The 18,529-nt window shown below is 61.1% G+C and carries 15 protein-coding genes; 11 read left to right on the forward strand and 4 right to left on the reverse strand.

The window, feature by feature from the left end; genetic code table 11:
• The first annotated feature begins 476 nt into the window (after positions 1-476).
• The 5 genes from AC1L6K_RS19515 (at position 477) to AC1L6K_RS19535 (ending at position 6,048) form a co-directional block, all read left to right on the forward strand.
• On the forward strand, positions 477-1,949 hold the full coding sequence (locus tag AC1L6K_RS19515) for an APC family permease (RefSeq protein WP_480950488.1): 1,473 nt from the start codon (positions 477-479) through the stop codon (positions 1,947-1,949).
• Positions 1,946-2,689: an IclR family transcriptional regulator gene (locus AC1L6K_RS19520; RefSeq protein ID WP_480950489.1), complete on the forward strand. Its 744-nt coding sequence runs from the start codon at positions 1,946-1,948 to the stop codon at positions 2,687-2,689. Before AC1L6K_RS19515 ends, AC1L6K_RS19520 begins: the two co-directional genes overlap by 4 nt.
• Positions 2,690-3,401: 712 nt before the next feature.
• Positions 3,402-3,980 (forward strand): 6-phospho-3-hexuloisomerase, encoded by a 579-nt coding sequence (gene hxlB, locus AC1L6K_RS19525; protein WP_480952829.1) that lies wholly within the window; start codon positions 3,402-3,404, stop codon positions 3,978-3,980.
• A gap of 55 nt (positions 3,981-4,035) precedes the next feature.
• Positions 4,036-4,659 (forward strand): 3-hexulose-6-phosphate synthase, encoded by a 624-nt coding sequence (hxlA, locus tag AC1L6K_RS19530; protein WP_480950490.1) that lies wholly within the window; start codon positions 4,036-4,038, stop codon positions 4,657-4,659.
• Positions 4,660-5,055: 396 nt separating this feature from the next.
• Positions 5,056-6,048 (forward strand): glucose-6-phosphate dehydrogenase assembly protein OpcA, encoded by a 993-nt coding sequence (locus AC1L6K_RS19535; RefSeq protein ID WP_480950491.1) that lies wholly within the window; start codon positions 5,056-5,058, stop codon positions 6,046-6,048.
• Between the two features lie 7 nt (positions 6,049-6,055).
• Here the strand turns inward: AC1L6K_RS19535 and AC1L6K_RS19540 are convergent, their stop codons facing one another.
• The gene (locus tag AC1L6K_RS19540) at positions 6,056-7,324 is read right to left on the reverse strand and encodes a helix-turn-helix transcriptional regulator (protein WP_480950492.1); all 1,269 of its coding nucleotides are present in this window, start codon (positions 7,322-7,324) and stop codon (positions 6,056-6,058) included.
• A gap of 234 nt (positions 7,325-7,558) precedes the next feature.
• Here AC1L6K_RS19540 and tkt point away from each other — a divergent pair, with 234 nt between their 5' ends.
• The 4 genes from tkt (at position 7,559) to AC1L6K_RS19560 (ending at position 12,193) form a co-directional block, all read left to right on the forward strand.
• Positions 7,559-9,706, forward strand: a complete 2,148-nt coding sequence (gene tkt, locus AC1L6K_RS19545; RefSeq protein WP_480952830.1) for a transketolase — start codon at positions 7,559-7,561, stop codon at positions 9,704-9,706.
• 101 nt (positions 9,707-9,807) lie between these two features.
• Positions 9,808-10,938: a transaldolase gene (gene tal / locus AC1L6K_RS19550; RefSeq protein WP_480950493.1), complete on the forward strand. Its 1,131-nt coding sequence runs from the start codon at positions 9,808-9,810 to the stop codon at positions 10,936-10,938.
• Between the two features lie 35 nt (positions 10,939-10,973).
• Positions 10,974-11,684: a ribulose-phosphate 3-epimerase gene (rpe, locus tag AC1L6K_RS19555; RefSeq protein ID WP_480950494.1), complete on the forward strand. Its 711-nt coding sequence runs from the start codon at positions 10,974-10,976 to the stop codon at positions 11,682-11,684.
• 35 nt (positions 11,685-11,719) lie between these two features.
• Positions 11,720-12,193 (forward strand): ribose-5-phosphate isomerase, encoded by a 474-nt coding sequence (locus tag AC1L6K_RS19560; RefSeq protein ID WP_480950495.1) that lies wholly within the window; start codon positions 11,720-11,722, stop codon positions 12,191-12,193.
• A 692-nt stretch (positions 12,194-12,885) separates the two neighbouring features.
• Here the strand turns inward: AC1L6K_RS19560 and AC1L6K_RS19565 are convergent.
• From AC1L6K_RS19565 to AC1L6K_RS19575, 3 genes are all read right to left on the reverse strand, one after another.
• Positions 12,886-14,379 carry a glyceraldehyde-3-phosphate dehydrogenase gene (locus AC1L6K_RS19565; protein ID WP_480950496.1) on the reverse strand — a complete coding sequence of 498 codons (1,494 nt, stop codon included), beginning with the start codon at positions 14,377-14,379 and terminating at the stop codon, positions 12,886-12,888.
• Positions 14,380-14,587: 208 nt separating this feature from the next.
• The gene (locus AC1L6K_RS19570) at positions 14,588-14,992 is read right to left on the reverse strand and encodes a GlcG/HbpS family heme-binding protein (protein ID WP_480950497.1); all 405 of its coding nucleotides are present in this window, start codon (positions 14,990-14,992) and stop codon (positions 14,588-14,590) included.
• 149 nt (positions 14,993-15,141) lie between these two features.
• A complete protein-coding gene (locus AC1L6K_RS19575) occupies positions 15,142-16,491 on the reverse strand; it encodes a C1 family peptidase (RefSeq protein WP_480950498.1) in 1,350 nt (449 codons plus the stop codon).
• A gap of 149 nt (positions 16,492-16,640) precedes the next feature.
• Between AC1L6K_RS19575 and AC1L6K_RS19580 the strand changes: the two genes are divergently transcribed.
• Both AC1L6K_RS19580 and AC1L6K_RS19585 read left to right on the forward strand, forming a co-directional pair.
• Positions 16,641-17,258 carry a Chromate resistance protein ChrB gene (locus AC1L6K_RS19580; RefSeq protein ID WP_480950499.1) on the forward strand — a complete coding sequence of 206 codons (618 nt, stop codon included), beginning with the start codon at positions 16,641-16,643 and terminating at the stop codon, positions 17,256-17,258.
• Positions 17,255-18,487, forward strand: coding sequence for an MFS transporter (locus tag AC1L6K_RS19585; RefSeq protein ID WP_480950500.1), 1,233 nt, complete (start codon positions 17,255-17,257; stop codon positions 18,485-18,487). The genes AC1L6K_RS19580 and AC1L6K_RS19585 overlap by 4 nt, the downstream gene beginning before the upstream one ends.
• Positions 18,488-18,529 lie beyond the last annotated feature (42 nt).

The following is an 18,529-nucleotide window of genomic DNA, read 5'->3' on the forward strand; positions in this document are numbered from 1 at the left end:
GAGCCCAGTCCTGCAGCCGACATTGCCGCTTCTAGACCAAGTAGGCGTAAAGACCCTGGGATTGAATTGTCAGAACAGTTCCTTTTTGGGTGAAATTGAACAGTTCTGAAGATTGAGCCGAAACCCCTGTGGGGGCTTCGGGAGGGACAGCCCGTGAACTCGACATTCTCTAATTTGTAGAGGGTTAGCCGGGCTCTGCTCCGAGTCCAGCGGTCGTGATGCCAGTCACGTTCTTTTGTTCCTGACAGCAAAGCTACGTCACGGAATTCATTTATGCGAGCCTTTTTATGAACATTAATGTGAGAACTTTGGGGCCCTATTTTTCCATTGCAGTTAACATGTTGGAAACATTTGAAAATATATTCGCGACTGTTGTGACCCCGGCTGCGAGTGCTAGTGTTTTGCACTTCGGGCCGATGGTTTGCATGCCACATCAGCAAGGCGAGCCTGCCCAACGCATGGAAAGTCGGTTCCTAATGCCTGACCACGGTGATCGCTATATCACTGCCCGTTCTCCGGTAGAGGGCTTAAGACGGCGGAAACTTTCCTTCTTGCCCGTCTTCGCGCAATCCGTGGCCGCAGTGGCGCCTGCCGGCGCCATGTCCGTCATTCCCGCACTGATCCTTCCTGCTCTTTACTTTGGACCTACAGGACCAAACCTTGTGCTGATATTCGGTGCAGCCATGGCGATCATGGCGCTGGTCTCCTTCTGTCTGAGACCGATGGCAAAGCGCATGGCTGCCATCAGCGGTCTCTACAGCTACACGGCCAAGGGACTTGGGCAGCGGACGGCAATCACCGTCGGTTGGTCAGCCATATTCGGCTATTCCCTTGTGGCCATGGCCGCGCTGTTGGTTGTTGGCATCTATGTCGTTGAGCTGTTCACCAATTTTGGCGTCCCCATGGCGGATCCCAGCGTTACCGCGGTTCTGGTCATTCTTGCCGCCGCGGGTGCCGCCTGTTTACTCATGGTGAGGGGGATCCGGATATCCACGTGGTCCACATTGTTGATGGAGGCTGTTTCAATTGGAATCCTGGCTGTCCTGATGATTGTCTACCTCACCTTCACCGCGCCGAAGGTGAGTGTCGGGAGTGTTTTTGCCTGGGACGGAGATTTTGATGCCTTGTCGATCGGAATCGTCGTGGCTGTTAGTGCCTTTGTCGGCTTCGAGAGCCCGACCACACTAGGGGGCGAAGCATACAAACCCTTCGTCAGCATCCCGCGGGCCGTCACGTGGACCCCTCTCGTGACAGGCGTGCTTTATCTTCTTGCCGTGATCACCCAGGACCTCGCACTCAAAGAGGCACCACTAAACATTACGGCCAGTTCCACTCCTTTGTCTGACCTGTTTGCCATGAACTCCCCGGTGTTCGCCGCAGTCCTTGACCTGGGAATCGCAGCATCGTGGTTTGCGTGCGCGATTGCCTCGGTTAACGCCTTGGCCAGGATACTTTTTTGTATGGGCAGAGAAGGCGTTGCACCGCGAATACTCGGCCGAACCCATCGCGTCTTTCGAACTCCCTCATCGGCAATCGTGGCCGCAATGCCGGTAATTGCCATCGTTCCCATTGTCGTCATGATGTCCGGTGTCAATCCTGTGCAGGGCCTAATACACCTCTTCATGCTAGGTGCCTACGGATACCTTGGGGCCTACATACTTACCAGTGCGTCCCTGCCCTTCTTTCTGCACCGGATAGGGGAGAATACATACGCCAGCTGGGTACTCGGAGCCGTGACCTCCCTGACCCTCGGGCTCGTGCTCTGGAAGGCTGCGACGGTATCGATTCACTCAGGCAATCTGGAGATCTTCATCTACGGCGGAGTCCTCCTCGCCAGCGTCCTTTACTCCTCGTTCCTCCGTCTCCGCTTCCCGGAGCGGCTTGCGTCCGTGGGCATCTACGATGAGACCCGGGACTCAGACTTGTTTCATGGCAGGCCTACCCCATGAGCCTAAGGACCGCACACCACCGGCCGAGCACAGCGTCAAACTCGCTCAGAATTTTGGAGACTGTGGCACAACTCGGCACCGGGACAACGGCAAAAGAGATCACCGACGCCCTGCAGATGCCCTCGGCGACCGCCTATCGGCTGCTGAATTCGCTTGTCGGGGATGAATATCTGGCCCGCACCTCTGACCTCCGCGGATTCGCACTCGGACACGCAATCTCAGGCCTGATAACGGCTGCCAGCCCACCGACCGTTTCCACCGCAGCTCACACCGCAATGGCAGAGTTCCGAGGTGCGACGCGTTTCGCAGTGCACCTGATCATGTTCAGAAACGCTTCCCTCAGAATCGGTGATGAAGATCCGGATCATCCACTCCAATCGGCATTCGAAATGCTCCGGTACCCGCACGCCTCCGCCCCAGGGAAGCTGATGCTCGCTGAACTTGGCAGTTTGCCCCTTACTCTCCGGAGAGGGCCGTTGATGAAGCTGACACAGCACACCATCACAGACAAGGGGAAATTAGAAGAGCAACTCGCGAAAATACGGCTCAAAGACGAGGCCTCGGAACTCAATGAATTGGAACCAGGATCGGCCACGCTGGCACTTCCGGTAAGACGGCCTGATGGGACCGCTGGCGCAGCCCTTTGCCTCAGCGGTCCCTCAGATCGGTTCGCTGCTATCTGCGAACATGCCGAACCCGCCCGTGTTCTAAAGTCACGACTGGAACCTCTCTTGTTCTGATTGAAAACCGGCCCCCTCCCCCGCAGCGGCCACTTTTACACGCACCGTGCCGTCCCCAAAATAGTACCTTCCACTGTCTGGTAGACGGCCCGCACCTTTTAAAAGTCAGCTCGGATGTCGAGTGCCCGTCAGCAGGGCACGGGCGGCCAACCCCTGGTAGCACGAGGACCGCGACACTTGTAGAAGCCGCCCATCCAATCGATCTTGCCTCCGGCCACCTCCTGCTGGACAAGACGGCAGATGGTACCTGCCGTTGGTCCTTCGTGACGTGAGCCGACACTTTTTCAGGAATTCATTCTCCGTTTTCGCGTCCCGCAACCAGGCGTCCAGAGCCTGCCGCTTCGTCAGATTCCGGCACCGGCCTTATCTGCCGGCCAAATGAATCCACCAACGCGACAGCATCGACTCTGAACTCATCGCCACTACGTTGCCCGGGAAGAGAAGTAAACAACCCATTCAGGGACTGTCCCACAGCAGCGGTGAAGCTCAACGCTGCCATTACCCGCCCTGTCAGTTCCGGCACCTTGACCGGACAAGTCTTCGCGGATAAAACAGCACCAATCCTAAAGGGTAGGTAGAACCATCAGAAAACAGAGTTTCAACTACCCGATTGCTTCGGCAAGATGGATATCAACCAGGAAGCATCCAAGCGGCCCCTACAGGCCGATGACTGAAACGAATGGGACAAGACGTGAATCCAACAACTAGCACGATGCCCACAGTGCAGACCACAGCAGGTGACATTCGCGGCAATGTGACTATGGTCAGGGACGAGATCGCCGCCACTGCAGCCAAGATCAACGATGAAGAGATGGCCCGCCTGGCCGATCACCTCGGCCAGCCCGGCCGGATCTTCATTGCCGGGGCGGGGCGAAGCGGCCTGGTCCTGCGCATGGCAGGCATGAGGCTCATGCACTTGGGCCTGACCGTCCATGTAGCCGGCGACACCACGACTCCCGCCATCGGTGCCGGTGACGTCCTCTTGGTGGCCTCCGGATCGGGAACAACCTCCGGTGTGGTCAAGTCAGCGGAAACAGCTGCCAAGGTCGGGGCGCGCGTTGCCGCCTTCACCACAAACGCTGACTCACCGCTCGCGAAGCTTACCGACGCCCTGGTGATCATCCCCGCAGCTCAAAAAACCGACCACGGATCCAGCGTTTCACACCAATACTCCGGGTCGCTCTTCGAGCAGGTGCTCTTCCTCGCCACTGAAGCCATCTTCCAGTCGCTGTGGGACACCACCGACGAATCTGCCGAACAACTCTGGCCCAGGCACGCCAACCTCGAATAACCGAGGCCTCAGATTTCCACTTTCACCGCGGTACCCTACAGAAAGAAGAAAAATCATGAAACTCCAAGTAGCTATGGACCTCCTCACAGTCGAAGACGCCCTTGTACTGGCCGGCCAGGTCGCCGAATACGTTGACATCATCGAACTCGGCACCCCCTTGATCAAGGCTGCAGGACTCTCCGCCGTCACCGCCGTCAAGAAGGCACACCCGGACAAGATCGTTTTTGCTGACATGAAGACCATGGACGCCGGTGAGCTTGAGGCCGACATCGCCTTCAAGGCAGGCGCTGATCTTGTGACCATCCTGGGCTCCGCCGACGACTCAACCATTGCCGGTGCGGTCAAGGCAGCCAAGGCCCACAACAAGGGCATCGTCGTTGACCTCATCGGCGTGGCAGACAAGGTCACCCGCGCCCGCGAAGTCCGTGCACTGGGTGCCAAGTTCGTCGAGATGCACGCTGGTCTGGACGAGCAAGCCCAGCCCGGTTACGACCTCAACGGCCTGCTTCGCTCCGGTGAAGAAGCCCGCGTTCCGTTCTCCGTAGCCGGCGGCGTGAACATCTCAACCATCGCAGCCGTTCAGGCTGCCGGTGCTGAAGTTGCCGTGGCTGGCGGTGCCATCTACGGTGCTGCCGATCCCGCCTTGGCAGCCAAGCAGCTCCGCGCCGCCATCAGCTAGTCCCCGATCCACGGTGGCGTCCCGCAACTTTCGAGTCGCGGGACGCCACCTTCGGCTCCAGCACCCATAGCTTCAGAGGGCCCTACTCACAGTTGCGAACATTCATGACCGGGACCCAAAACTTTGGAAGGAAACTGATTATTTTGCGTAGCCAAGCCACTGCAAGCAGGGAGGTCCTCGTTACCGAACCTGGCCAACGTCAGGAGTTGTTCAACGAGGCTGAGACGGAGCTCCAACAGATAGCGATGGTTGAGCGATGCGCCGGCATCCTGGCCACCCGTCACACTCCCGGCAGGTACACCTTTGAACTCAGCACTACGGTTCCCTATGGGGAGACTTGGGAGCAGACACTCTCTTAACCTCATTAATGCGCGACGAAAGAACGTGGAGAACGCCATGCTTGTGTACTTGCCCGGCACCGCGACCTCGAAAATCGCCCAAGAAATTGCATTGCTGCGCCAGCAGGGCGCCGCGACGTCCTTGGGACGCGTGCTGACCCTGGTGATCATCACGCAGTTGGGGAGCGAGGAAGAGGCCCTCGAGGCTGCCTATCATGTCAGCCAGGACCGCCCCTTCCGGATCATCGTCCATGTCGACGCCGGCGTCGACGCCCCGAACCGGCTGGACGCCCAGCTCCGCATGGGCGGTGACGCCGGCCCGTCGGAAGTGATAGTGCTTTACGGGTATGGCGAGCTCGCCAGGGGAAGCGGTTCGCTCGTTGCAGCCCTCCTGCCTCCCGACGCGCCCATCGTCGCCTGGTGGCCCGGCAACGCACCTGACAACGTCGGCGACACCTCAATCGGGCGCATCGCCCATCGCAGGATCACCGACGCCGGCAACCAGGCCCAGCCTCACACCGCCCTGAAGAACATCCGGGACAGCTACAGGGCGGGTGACACCGACTTGGCCTGGACCAGATTGACCAACTGGCGGATCCAGCTCGCCGCAGTCCTGGACCAGGCCGATGGCACCCCGATCACTGCCGTTACCGTTGAAGGTGCCGTCGACGCCCCCAGCACCATGCTGCTCGCGACCTGGCTCACCGAGGCCCTAAACGCCGCAGTCACCATCGTTGATGCCCCCGACTCCACAGGGATCCGATCCGTTCAGCTCCACAAGATGTCCGGCGACGTTCGAATCTGCCGTCTTGGACCCGTCGCAGCCGAACTCACGCTCCCGGGTCAAGACACGCAATTCATCCCGTTCCCCAGCCGTACGCTGAGGGATTGTTTGGCCGAGGAACTGCGCCGCCTTGAACCAGACCAGGTGTTCGGCGAAACAATTCAGAGCCTTGATATTGTCCAGATGCGGATGCAAAGTCTCGCACCAATCACACGGAGCACCCTGCCGGCAAGGGAGCAGGCCAGGGCGTCACTGCTCCCCGTTTAGCAGGATCTCACCGGAGTCCATGGCTGTGCGCCAGTGCGATTGCCTCCGTGCGGGAGCCGACCTCGAGCTTCTTGAACAGGTTGCGCACGTGGAACTTGACCGTGTTCTCGCTGATGTGCAGTGTTCCCGCAATGGTGCGATTGCGTTGTCCGGCAGCCAGATACTGAAGCACCTCGAGTTCCCGAGGAGCAAGATTCCAGCCGGCAACGTCCCCTGAGGGGCGTGCCGGAAGGTCCAGGGGAAGCGTGACGAATACGTCAGCACCCCAGCCCGCCATGACGTCGACCTGCAAGTGTCCGGTGAGCGCCTGAACCCGCCGGTCCAGACGGGCGATGCTCGGCGCGTCAGGCGCCAGCTCCCCGCCGCCGTCGTCGCGGACATTGATCAGCAGGTTTTCCCCGTCGCAGTCCCACTGCGTCCGGACCCGGCTAACGGCGGGCTGTTCCATCATGGCCAGCAGAAGTCCCCGGACAATTGCCCGTGCCGCATGGGCAACTTCACCGGGCAGGTCCCGGCCGTTGAGGGGTGGTTCGATGAATTCCACCTCAATGCCGCTGAAGCGCGTCAGCGGTCGCAGATCCTCCCGCAGACGTTCAAAAGCTGTGGCAACCGGCTCCTTCACCAGGTCGGTGGTCCGGTCGCTGAGAGTGCGGATCCCGACCAAGGCCTTGGTGGCGAGGTCAATAACGGTTGTGCGCGCCGCTGCATCGTCCAAGGAGGACGAGCGCAGGGCTGCCAGAAGGGTCTCAAGGTTGGTGGAGTGCAAATCCGTCAGTTCCGCCGTCACCCGGACGCGCTCAGCCGAGGCCGCACGCGATTCCAGCAAGTACGACGGCGGCGCATCAACCACCTTCTCCTGGATGCGCAGGGCAGCAATGCGCCACAGATACTTCACAAGCTCCAGTCCGGAACTGCTGTCCGGATCGGTGGGGTTCGGATCCGTCAAGACGAGCAGTGCTTGGCTGGAGGCGTGTTTCAGCGCCAAGACAGTGCGGGGGCTCCCTGCCAGCACGGCCTCCCCGCTCCAAGGCAACTCATCCGAAAGGATAGTCCTAAGATCTTCAAGTTCAGTGATGGAAACCTTGGAAATGATCTCTTCCTCGCCCGCAGTTTTCTGCGGCCGCCCCGTACAGTCTTCGGTAAAGATCACCAAGGCGCTGCTTCGCAGGTAGGGGTAGGCGGCCTCACGCAGCCGCTCCGCTATCTTCAGCAATGGCGCATCGGCCAAGGCCGCAACTGACTGCAAAAGAGGCCATGGCAGTTCTGGGAGGGGCATAGCAGAATTCTTCAGGGGTTGGTTAGTTACTGCACTCATTCGCCCAGTGTACCCGGGACAAAATCCCATACCAACCCTTAAGGGTAGTTAGAACCGTCAGAAAACAGTATTACCCCTACCCGTTTACTTGGCAATGATGAGTATCAACCAGAAAAGATCCATGCGGTCACTCTGGACCGATGACCATATCAAAGGGGATAAATCGTGAATCCGACAGCAAATGCCACCGAGACCTTGTCCGGTGCAACAGCTTCAGCAACAACTCCCAAGTCAGCAACACTGACTTGGACGTCCGAGGATCAACGCGCAGTGGATACTGCCCGGGTATTGTCCGCGGACGCCGTCGAAAAGGTTGGCAATGGTCACCCAGGGACAGCCATGAGCCTTGCCCCGGCCGCCTACCTTCTCTTTCAGAAGGTCATGCGCCACGACCCGAAGCACCCCGACTGGACGGGCCGGGACCGCTTCATTCTCTCCCCCGGGCACAGCTCGCTGACCTTGTACATCCAGTTGTTCCTGTCCGGTTGCGGTCTGGAGCTCAGCGATCTGCAGGCCTTGCGCACCTGGGGCGCGTTGACGCCCGGACACCCGGAGTACAAGCACACCAAGGGCGTGGAAATCACGACCGGTCCCCTGGGCCAGGGTCTTGCCTCCTCGGTGGGCTTCGCCTACTCACAGCGCCGCATGCGCGGCCTCATGGACCCTGACGCCGAACTCGGCACCAGCCCCTTTGACCACACCATCTGGGTTATTGCCTCCGACGGCGACATCCAGGAAGGCGTCACAGCCGAGGCCTCATCCCTGGCCGGGCACCAGGAATTGGGCAACCTCGTGGTGGTATACGACGAGAACCATATTTCCATCGAGGACGACACCGACATCGCCTTCACTGAGGATGTGCTCACGCGTTACGAGGCCTATGGCTGGCACACGCAGCGTGTGGATTGGACCGAGACCGGCGAATACGTCGAAGACGTCCAGGCGCTCTACACGGCCCTGCTGGCTGCCAAGGCTGAAACGTCCAAACCTTCCATCATCTCGCTGCGCACCATCATCGGTTACCCGGCGCCGAAGAAGCAGAACACGGGTGCCATCCACGGATCGGCCCTGGGGGCTGACGAAGTTGCCGGGCTGAAGACAGTGCTCGGCTTCGACCCCGAGAAGAACTTCGACGTCGACCCGGCCATCCTTGCCCATGCTCGCAAGGTCATCGACCGCGGCGCCGAGACCCGGGCGGCATGGACCACCGAGTTCAACGCCTGGAAGTCCGCCAACCCGGAAAACGCGGCGTTGCTGGAGCGCATCGAAAAGAAGGAGCTTCCGGCCGGCTGGGAATCAAACCTGCCTTCCTTTGAGGCCGGCAAGGACGTCTCCACCCGGGCGGCTTCCGGAAAGGTTCTCAACGGGATCGGCGGGGTGCTCCCGGAACTTTGGGGCGGCTCCTGTGACCTCGCCGGTTCCAACAACACGACCATTGACGGATATGGCTCGTTTGTGCCAGCGTCGAAGCAGACCGATACCTGGTCCGGCGGCCCCTACGGCCGGGTGCTGCACTTCGGCATCCGCGAGCACGCGGCCGCATCCATCGTCAACGGCATTCACCTGGGCGGCCCAACCCGGGCCTTCTCGGGAACATTCCTGATCTTCAGTGACTACCAACGCCCTGCCATCCGTCTCAGCGCCCTGATGGGCGTCCCCTCCATCTATGTGTGGTCACACGACTCCATTGGACTGGGCGAGGACGGCCCCACACACCAGCCAGTGGAGCAGCTCGCCACCCTGCGTGCCATTCCGGGGCTGGACGTGGTCCGCCCCGGCGATGCCAACGAGGTTTCCACCGCATGGAAGAAGATCCTGGAAACCACTGACAACCCGGCAGGCATTATCCTGACCCGCCAGAATGTCCCCACTTATCCTCGAGGCACCGGCACGGCTACCGCCACTGAATTTGCCTCCGCAGACGGAGTGGCCAAGGGCGGCTATGTGATGGCTGAAGCCACGTCCATCGGCGCCGTCACCACCGCTCAGGTGATCTTGATCGCGACCGGTTCCGAGCTCCAGCTCGCCATTGAAGCCCGCGAAGCACTCCAGGCCAAGGGCATCGCCACCCGCGTGGTCTCCATGCCGTGCGTCGAGTGGTTCAACGCGCAGAGTGCCGAATACCGCGAATCGGTTCTTCCGGCCGCAGTCAAGGCGCGTGTCTCGGTGGAAGCCGGGCTGGCTCTGGGCTGGAAGGAATTCGTCGGTGACGCCGGCCGTTCCATCAGCCTTGAACACTTCGGGGCTTCAGCGGACTACAAGCGCCTGTTCACGGAGTTTGGCATCACCACCGAGGCCGTCGTCACTGCCGCCAAGGAATCCCGCACCGCTGCAGGCCAGTAGCAGCTTTTAATTGCACTGCGGTCGGCGACGCCGGGCGTCCCCGGCGTCGCCGGCCGCAGTCCCCCACCTGTCCACCATTTTTGAAGGAAGAAGCAGAAGCCATGACCAACGCAACACCCACCGCACAGCTTTCCGACGCCGGAGTGTCCATCTGGCTCGATGACCTCTCCCGCGAACGACTCGACAGCGGCAGCCTGCAGAAGCTCATCGACGAAAAGAGCGTTGTCGGGGTGACCACCAACCCCTCGATCTTCCAGGCCGCGATCACTTCCGGAACTGATTATGATGAAAAGATCGCCCAGCTTGCGGCCAAGGGGGCCAGCCTCGAGGAGACGATTTTCGAGATCACCACCACCGACGTCGCCGATGCCTGCGATCTCTTTGCCGCCATCTCCAGGGCCACCAAGGGTGTCGATGGGCGGGTCTCCATCGAAGTTGACCCCCGTCTGGCGTGGAACACGGAGGAAACCTTCGCCGAGGCCAAAAAGCTCCACAAAAGGGTCGCCAAGGACAACGTCCACATCAAGATCCCCGCAACGCTCGAAGGTCTCGCAGCCATCACCGCCACCCTGGGCGAAGGCATCAGTGTGAACGTCACCTTGATCTTCTCGCTGGACCGCTACCGCGCAGTCATTAACGCCTTCCAGTCGGGTCTTGAACTGGCCAAGAAAAACGGCCACGATCTCGCCACGATCCACTCGGTGGCATCCTTCTTTGTCTCCCGCGTGGACACCGAAATCGACAAGCGCCTCAATGCCCTTGGCACCGACGAAGCCAAGGCGCTTAAAGGCAAGGCAGGAGTTGCCAATGCACGCCTTGCCTACCAGGTGTACGAGGAGCTCTTCTCCACCGAACGCTGGACGGCCCTTGCCGCAGCTGGCGCACTCCCCCAGCGGCCGCTGTGGGCATCCACCGGCGTCAAGGACCCCGCCTACCCGGACACCCTCTACGTCACAGAGCTTGCTGCTGCCGGCGTCGTCAACACCATGCCGGAAAAGACTCTCGACGCCACCTTCGACCACGGTGTTGTCACAGGAGACACCATCACAGGCACCTACGAGGAAGCGAACGGCGTGCTCAGCGCCCTCGAAGCCCTCGGCATCTCCTACGACGAAGTTGTGGCCCAGCTGGAATTCGAAGGGCTGGACAAGTTTGTGTCGAGCTGGAACGAGCTCCTGTCCGACGTCGAAGGCGCCCTCGCAGCCGCCCGGGACGGCAGCCTCACCTCTTGATCCGCACCAACTGACAGCAACGAAAGGCAGTCACCATGTCCAATTCACATTTGCAGTGCTGCATCAACCCCAGCATCCTTTCCGCCGACTTCGCCAACCTCGAGGCCGAACTAGCCCGCATCAGCAATGCCGATGGAGTGCATGTGGATGTCATGGACAACCATTTTGTGCCCAATCTGACCATCGGCCTGCCGGTGGTGGAACGGTTGCAAAAAGTCAGTCCCGTTCCGATCGACGCGCACCTCATGATTTCCGACGCCGACCGCTGGGCTCCGCTGTATGCGGACTTGGGCCTTGACTCGGTCACGTTCCATGTGGAGGCCGCCAGCGCACCCATCAAGCTGGCCCGCGAGCTGCGGGCCAGGGGGACGAAGGCGGGCATGGCGCTGCGCCCTGCCACCAGCCTGGAGCCGTACTTGTACATGCTCACGGAGCTGGACATGCTTCTGCTCATGACCGTGGAGCCAGGTTTTGGTGGGCAGTCGTTTCTGGACTTGGTTCTGCCAAAGATCCGCCAGGCCCGTGCGGCGGTTGAAGGATCCGGGGCGCAGATAGCCATTCAGGTCGACGGCGGCATCACGGAGGAAACCATCGTCCGGGCCGCCGAAGCTGGTGCGAACGTATTCGTGGCGGGGTCTGCCGTGTACGGCAAGGCCTCGCCCGCGGACGCCATCGAATCCCTGCGGGCCAAAGGCCAGCTCGCCTTCGGCACAGCAACGTCCCAGGTCAACAGCACCGCGCGCTGACAGCACGGCGCCCCACCCACTACTGAAGGATACTCATGCGCGTTCATATCGCCACCGACCACGCCAGCATGGAGCTTAGCTCCCACCTCGTCACAGTACTGACGGCCAAAGGCTTTGAGATGGTGGACCACGGGCCCAAGGTTTACGATGCCGAGGACGATTACCCCGGTTTTTGCATCAACGCAGCTCTCGGCGTCGTAGCCGATCAGGCTGCCGGTGTGGATGCACTCGGTATTGTGCTCGGCGGATCGGGCAACGGCGAGCAGATCGCCGCGAACAAGGTCAAGGGCGCGCGGGCTGCCCTGGCCTGGAACCTGGCCACCGCCAAGCTGGCCCGTGAGCACAACAACGCCAACCTTGTGGCCGTGGGCGGGCGGCAGCACACGATAGAGGAGGCCACCTCCCTGATCGAGGCCTTTTTGGCGGAGCCTTTCAGCAATGCTGAACGCCACGAACGCCGCATAGGCAAGATCGCCGCCTATGAGGTCACCGGCGAGGTTGTCGGGTAACGTACCGCATCACATGGTTCGCGGATGCCGGCACTGACGGCATTGTTCCGGCTTGAATGCCCGGACGTTGACTAGGCGCCGTTGGGGTGGCCGGATCGGGTGTATTGACACCCGAACCGGCCATTCCTGCGTGGGGGCCGGTTTTGTTGGGGCCCGATTTCTTGGTTGCCGTGGCCTTCATGGCCGTTTACGCGGGCTCTGATGCTGCGGGAGGCTGTGTCCTGGCGCAGGCCGCGGGTGTTTCCGGCGACGGGCCACGCGACGCCAGGATCGACCATGGGCCGGTATTTCCGGCAGGCGCACCAGAAGTCCGGGCTCTTTGCAGCGGCCCGGTGGGCACGTTGGCACCCGTGAAGTTCGGTAGTGGCGATCCGCCGCACTGGCGGCCTTACGCCCGTTGTTCGAATTCGGGCAGGCCGGCGACCCGGTGTCCCGGTCGCGGGCGAAGTCGTTGAAGGTGCAGCCGCACGGAACGGCCAGGTGCAACGGCTAGTGCTTCATCAAGGCTTCGTGCCCGGCGATTCCCAGGACGTCGAGCATGCCCTAAGGAACCGCAGGCAGCATCCCCGAGAAGCTGACAATCCCCCATCCCCACCATCGTGGGTTGGGTCGCCGCCGACCAACCGTGCGCCAGGATGGAACCATCGAGGACGCCGGGACGGCGGCGGTTGCCATGTTCGACGTCGTCTGTCTTAGCTTGCTCCCACGGCGGCCAGGACCGGCACGGGCTCCCCCGCAACGTCCGCCACTGGGAAGACCGGATGCTTCACCCCGGCCATCTCTTCCATGATGCGGACCACCTGGCAGCTGTAGCCGAACTCGTTGTCGTACCAGATGTAGAGGATCAGGTTCTTCTCCGTTGAGACCGTGGCAAGGCCGTCCACAATGCCTGTTCTGCGGGATCCCACGAAGTCAGTGGAGACCACCTCGGGTGAGTCAATGTAGTCGATTTGCTCGTGGAGCTCCGAGTGCAGGGACATCTCGCGCAGATAGTCATTCACCTCGTCCCTGGTGGTTCCAGCTTCGAGGTTGAGGTTCAGGATGGCCAGGGACACGTCGGGAGTTGGCACGCGAACGGAGCTGCCCGTGAGCTTGCCCAGCAATTCCGGCAGCGCCTTGCCCACGGCAGTTGCGGCGCCTGTTTCCGAAATCACCATGTTCAGTGGGGCGGAGCGTCCGCGCCGGGGACCCTTGTGGAAGTTGTCAATCAAGTTTTGGTCATTCGTGAACGAATGAATGGTTTCCACGTGCCCGTGGATTATGCCGAACCTGTCATTGATGGCCTTCAGGACGGGCGTGACTGCGTTGGTGGTGCAAGAGGCTGCAGACACAATCTGGTCGGTGTCCTCGATGGTGCCGTGGTTGATGCCATGAACAATATTCTTCAGTGCACCCGTGCCCGGAGCAGTCAGCAGGACCCTGGCAACACCTTTGCTCTTCAAGTGCTGGGACAGCCCTTCGGCGTCTCTCCAGCGGCCGGTGTTGTCCACCACGAGGGCATTGTTGATGCCGTAGGCGGTGTAGTCGATGGTGGCCGGGTTCTCGGAGTAGATCACCTGCACCTGGACCCCGTTGGCCGTGATGACATTGGCCGCTTCGTTGATCCGGATGGTGCCCTCAAAGGGTCCGTGGATCGAATCACGGCGCAGGAGGCTGGCACGCTTGGCCAGGTCGTCGGCAGAGCCTCGACGGACCACAATGGCGCGCAGGCGCAGGCCATGGCCACCTCCTGCTTCCTCTATGAGGAGGCGGGCGAGGAGACGTCCAATCCGGCCGAAGCCGTAGAGCACGACGTCGGTACTGTTGCGTGCTGCTTCGCCGTGCCGGTCAACTATGCTGGCGAGTTCGGTGCGAAGAAATTCCTCAAGGGTGGCACCGTTGCCCTCTTGCTTGAATTTATGGTTCAGGCGCGCGATGTCGATCGCGGCGGCGCCGAGCTCCAGCCCCGCCAGAGCATTCAACAGCGGAGCAGTCTCTTCAAGGAGCAATTCCGTTTTGCTGATTCGGCGGGCAAAGCGGTGTGCCTTGAGTATGCTCATGGTCGATTTGTTGATCAAGCTCCGGCCATGAATGCTGGTAACCACGTTATTGTGTCGGTACAGCTGGCCGATCACCGGAATCATGGCTTCGGCGAGGGCCTCCCGGCCCATCCACGTATCAAGGTACGAATCTGAGGTTTGTATCATCGGACTGCCTTCCAAAAAGGGTTGACCTAACCTCCATCCTCCTGCCTTTTTGGGGTGGGGGGAACGCCAAATTGAGACGGTTAAAACCACCCTTTTGAGTAGGCGCACCTCCCGCGAGACGGCACAGAAAAGACCGGGCTCGATGAGCGGGCCCGGTCTTGACTGCTGAATCCCCGAAGCGGTGCGCCAAGGAGCTCCGCTGGGGGTTTTATTTGCCCCAGGCCTTGAGCCCAGCTTCAGCCACGGACTGATCCTGATCCCCGGATCCTCCGCTGACACCCAGGGCACCGACAACCTCGCCGTCGACAGTAATCGGGATGCCGCCGGCAAAGATGATGACCCGAAGATTGTTGCTGGCCTGAATGCCATAGAACTGCTGGTTCGGCTGGGAGTTGTCACCTAGTTCTTTTGTCGCAATGTCGAAAGCACGGGACGTATAGGCCTTGTTGATTGAAACGTCGATGCCACCCAGCCAGGCTCCGTCCATCCGGACGTGGGAGATGAGGTTCCCACCAGCGTCAACGACGGCGATGTTCATGGGCTGGCCGATTTTCGCGGCCTTGGCTTCGGCTGCTGCGGTGAGTTTACGGGCGTCTGCAAGGTTCAATGTCATGATTGTTCTCCTCGATCAGGTGCTGGCAGCGGACGGGTTCCGCTGCTGTTTGTTTGAAAGCGACACGCACACCCACCAAAAATCGGTGTTGTTATGCTGGGCGCCCGCTTACATCTTGTGGAGGGGTTGCTTCCAGCCCGGCGGCGCGCCTAGGCAAGTGCTCCCATGGGGTCCCAGGCAGGCAGCACGATGGGTGTGGTGTCCAAGGCCTTCTGCAGTTCCGGGGACAGCCGCGCCTTGTTGACAACCACTTCGAAGACGTATTCGTCGAACCAGTTGTCGGCCATGGTGAAGAACCCCTGTTGGCCGGCGTCTTCACCCCAGCTGTTCTCTACACGCCAGCGACGCGCTTCACCATCGCGCACGTCAACGCCTGTCAGGAGCATGGCGTGGGTCATGGCCGACTCGCCGAAGCGGACACGCGACTCCTTGTCCATGCCCCAGTCGGCATCATAGAGTCCCGCGTAGTCGTAGAGCCGGGCATCCCAGATGCCGTCCTTGCGGACCATGTGCGGGCCAACGTCACATCCGAACCAGACCGGTTCCCCCTCAACAATGGCGTCCTTGGCCAGCTGCTTGGCCAGGTTTATGTCGACATTGAGGTAGAGCACCGGATCGGCGTCGATAACGTTGCCGAGATGCTCCACAGTCAGGGTGGCTCCCTTCGCATGCTCCTGCCGGGGGTCGTCTACCAGGCAGACGTAGTCTTCGAGGTCAATGGCGGCGTACTTGCCCAGGAATTGTTGGGGCGTGAGCAGGCCTTCGCTGTGGAAAACCTTCTCATCGTCGGTGTAGTCCCAGTCGATCTCGGTCGGCGGCGTGCCCAGGTGCAGGGTGAGTATGCGGTGGACGTCGGCGATGATCCGTGCCTGGGCAATTTCCTGCCCGCCGGTGTCACCGTCGTGGCGGAGCTCGCGCAACTCCTGGGCGCCGCGGCGCAACACAGAGCGCAGGACGGAGTTCATCCGCCCCGTGTTGGACGAAGACTCGGTTTCCGGCATGGCCGACTTCGGCACGGCCCCGTATTTGCGGAAGATGTTCACTGCCATGTTCCACTGGCCGCCGTCGCTCACGACGTTCTGCAACAGGAATTGGACCAAACGGTCGCCCTCGTCCAATTCGGCGGTCTCAAGAATGGAAGCCAGAAAGTAGTTGGCGCGCTCCAGTTTGTCGAAATACATGGCGTAGTTCTGGGAGAACTCGAATTCCTTGACGCCCAAGGTTTGTTTGGCGCCGGCCCGCAGCAGATTCAGTGCCGCGAACAGCCAGCAACGGCCGGACTTCTTCTGGTGGGTGACTTTCCAGTCGTCAATGCGGTTTGAGACCGTGGTGGACAGGGCTGTGGCCCGCTGGTGGTCAATTGCGAGCTCATCAACACTGATGCGGACAATTGCATTTTGCTTCTGTTTTAGGGCGGGGTCAGCCGCGAAGGCCTCGTGCAGGGCGGTGAGCCGTGCTTGGGTCAGGCACGCGACGGTCTGGTCCAAGGAAATAGTCATGTCTTCCGTTGTATCCCGATAGGCACACGTTTGCAATGGTCTGGCAGGATTGCTCGCAATTGGTCGTATTTGGTCGGATGGTGATGTGCATCACGGGAATTGACCTGCTACCCTACAGCGCTGAAGTAACGGCTGTTACAATTACAGCTGTGACGCAAAATATTGAATGGCTGTTGATTCTGCCGCAAATCCCATCCGAACCATCCCGACACCGGGTGGCCGTGTGGCGCCAGCTGCGCAAGGCCGGCGCCGTACCCGTCTCCCCCGGCGTTTGGTTGCTGCCTGCCAGTCCGGCCTTCCAAGCAGATCTGGACCGCGCCGGTGAACTGTGCCGCAGGGGCGGTGGCACGTTTGCCGTCATTGACGCTTCCCCACGGGACCAGGCCACGGTGGATATGCTCCGGGACGTGTTCGCTGCGGCGCGCGTGGATGAGTGGGCCGAGTTCACCGCCGACTGCGGCAATTTCGAAGCGGAGATTGCCAAGGAGTTCCGGAAGCAGAAATTCACTTTTGCTGAACTCGAAGAGGAGGAGCAAAGCCTGGAACGGCTGCGGCGCTGGTACAGGGACCTCAAACGGCGTGACGTCCTGGAATTGCCGGAGGCAAGGGCCGCCGATGCGCGCTTCCGTGCGTGCGTCGCCGTTTTGGAGGGCTACGCAGAACAGGTCTATCAGGTCGTCCATGCAGCGTCCGGTGATGACGATTCCAGCCTGTCCGGCACCGCTTTGGATGACGTTCCGCAGGAGCAGGAAGGCCTGCGCGCATGAGAGTCCGCCAGAGTCCCAACAAATCGACGGCAACTGCGACGACAGCGCCGGGCCCCACCTCCAGGGCCCTGGCGCCGCTCTACGCCGCGGGATTTACCACAGCATTCGGCGCCCACAGCATAGCTGCAGGGCTCGGGGCCGAGAGCGGCGGCATCGGAATGGGGCTGCTGACTTTTGGTGTGCTGCTTGCCTTGTACGACGTCGCAGAGATAATCCTCAAGCCGCTTTTCGGCACCTTGAGTGACAAAATCGGCGCAAAACCCGTGATCGTGGCCGGCCTGCTCGGCTTTGCGCTTGCCTCGCTATTAGGTACGACGTCGGCCACCCCCCTCATGCTTGGTCTGGCCAGGCTGGGCCAGGGTGCGGCTGCCTCGGCCTTCTCCCCGGCGTCGTCGGCGGCAGTGGCACGGTTGGCGGGCCCAGCCGCGGTGGGCCGCTATTTCGGCAAGTACGGCTCATGGAAGGGGCTGGGCTACGTTTTCGGCCCGCTTTTGGGGGCCGGACTCATCTGGGTGGGCGGCTTCCCCGCGCTGTTCATGTCAATGGCAGTCGTCTCGGCGATAGCGGCGGGGTGGGTCTGGATCGCCATGCCCGCACTGCCGCCCCTCCCCCGTCCCCGCTACACACTGGCCGAGACGGTGCGTCAAAGCACCCGTCGTTCCTTCCTGGTGCCCACCCTGGCGCTGGCTGGTGCAACAGGAGCCCTGGGCGTCGCAGTGGGATTCCTGCCGCTGATGGGCCAGAGCCTGCACCTGGGCCTGTTCGCCAGCATGGCTGTGGTTTCAATCCTGGCATTGTCCTCCACCCTTACCCAGCCCGTGGTCGGCCGCCTGCGTGATCGCGGGCGGATATCCGCCCCCGCAGGAATGGGTTTTGGCTTGGCCTTGATTGCGGCCGGAATCATCTTGCTCGCCATCTTCCCCATGCCGGCAACGCTGTACCTGGCCGCATTGGTGGCCGGCTCAGGAATTGGTATCACCACGCCCCTTGGATTCGCCCACATCGCAAGCACGACGCCGGGAGAACGGATGGGCCGCACCATGGGCGCCGCGGAGATCGGACGGGAATTCGGCGACGCCGGCGGACCGCTGCTGGTCGGGGCTATCGCCACGGTGGCAAGTGTCGCCGCCGGCATGGCTACGCTGGGGATCCTGGTGGCCATCATGGCCGTCCTATGTGCCACGCTCCTGCGCCGACGCCCCATCAGCGAGGAAGATTACGATGAGTAGACCCGCACCCTTGCTAAAGCGGTTAGTTCGCAATATGATCAT

It is taken from the genome of Specibacter sp. BI4 (genome assembly GCF_056680095.1).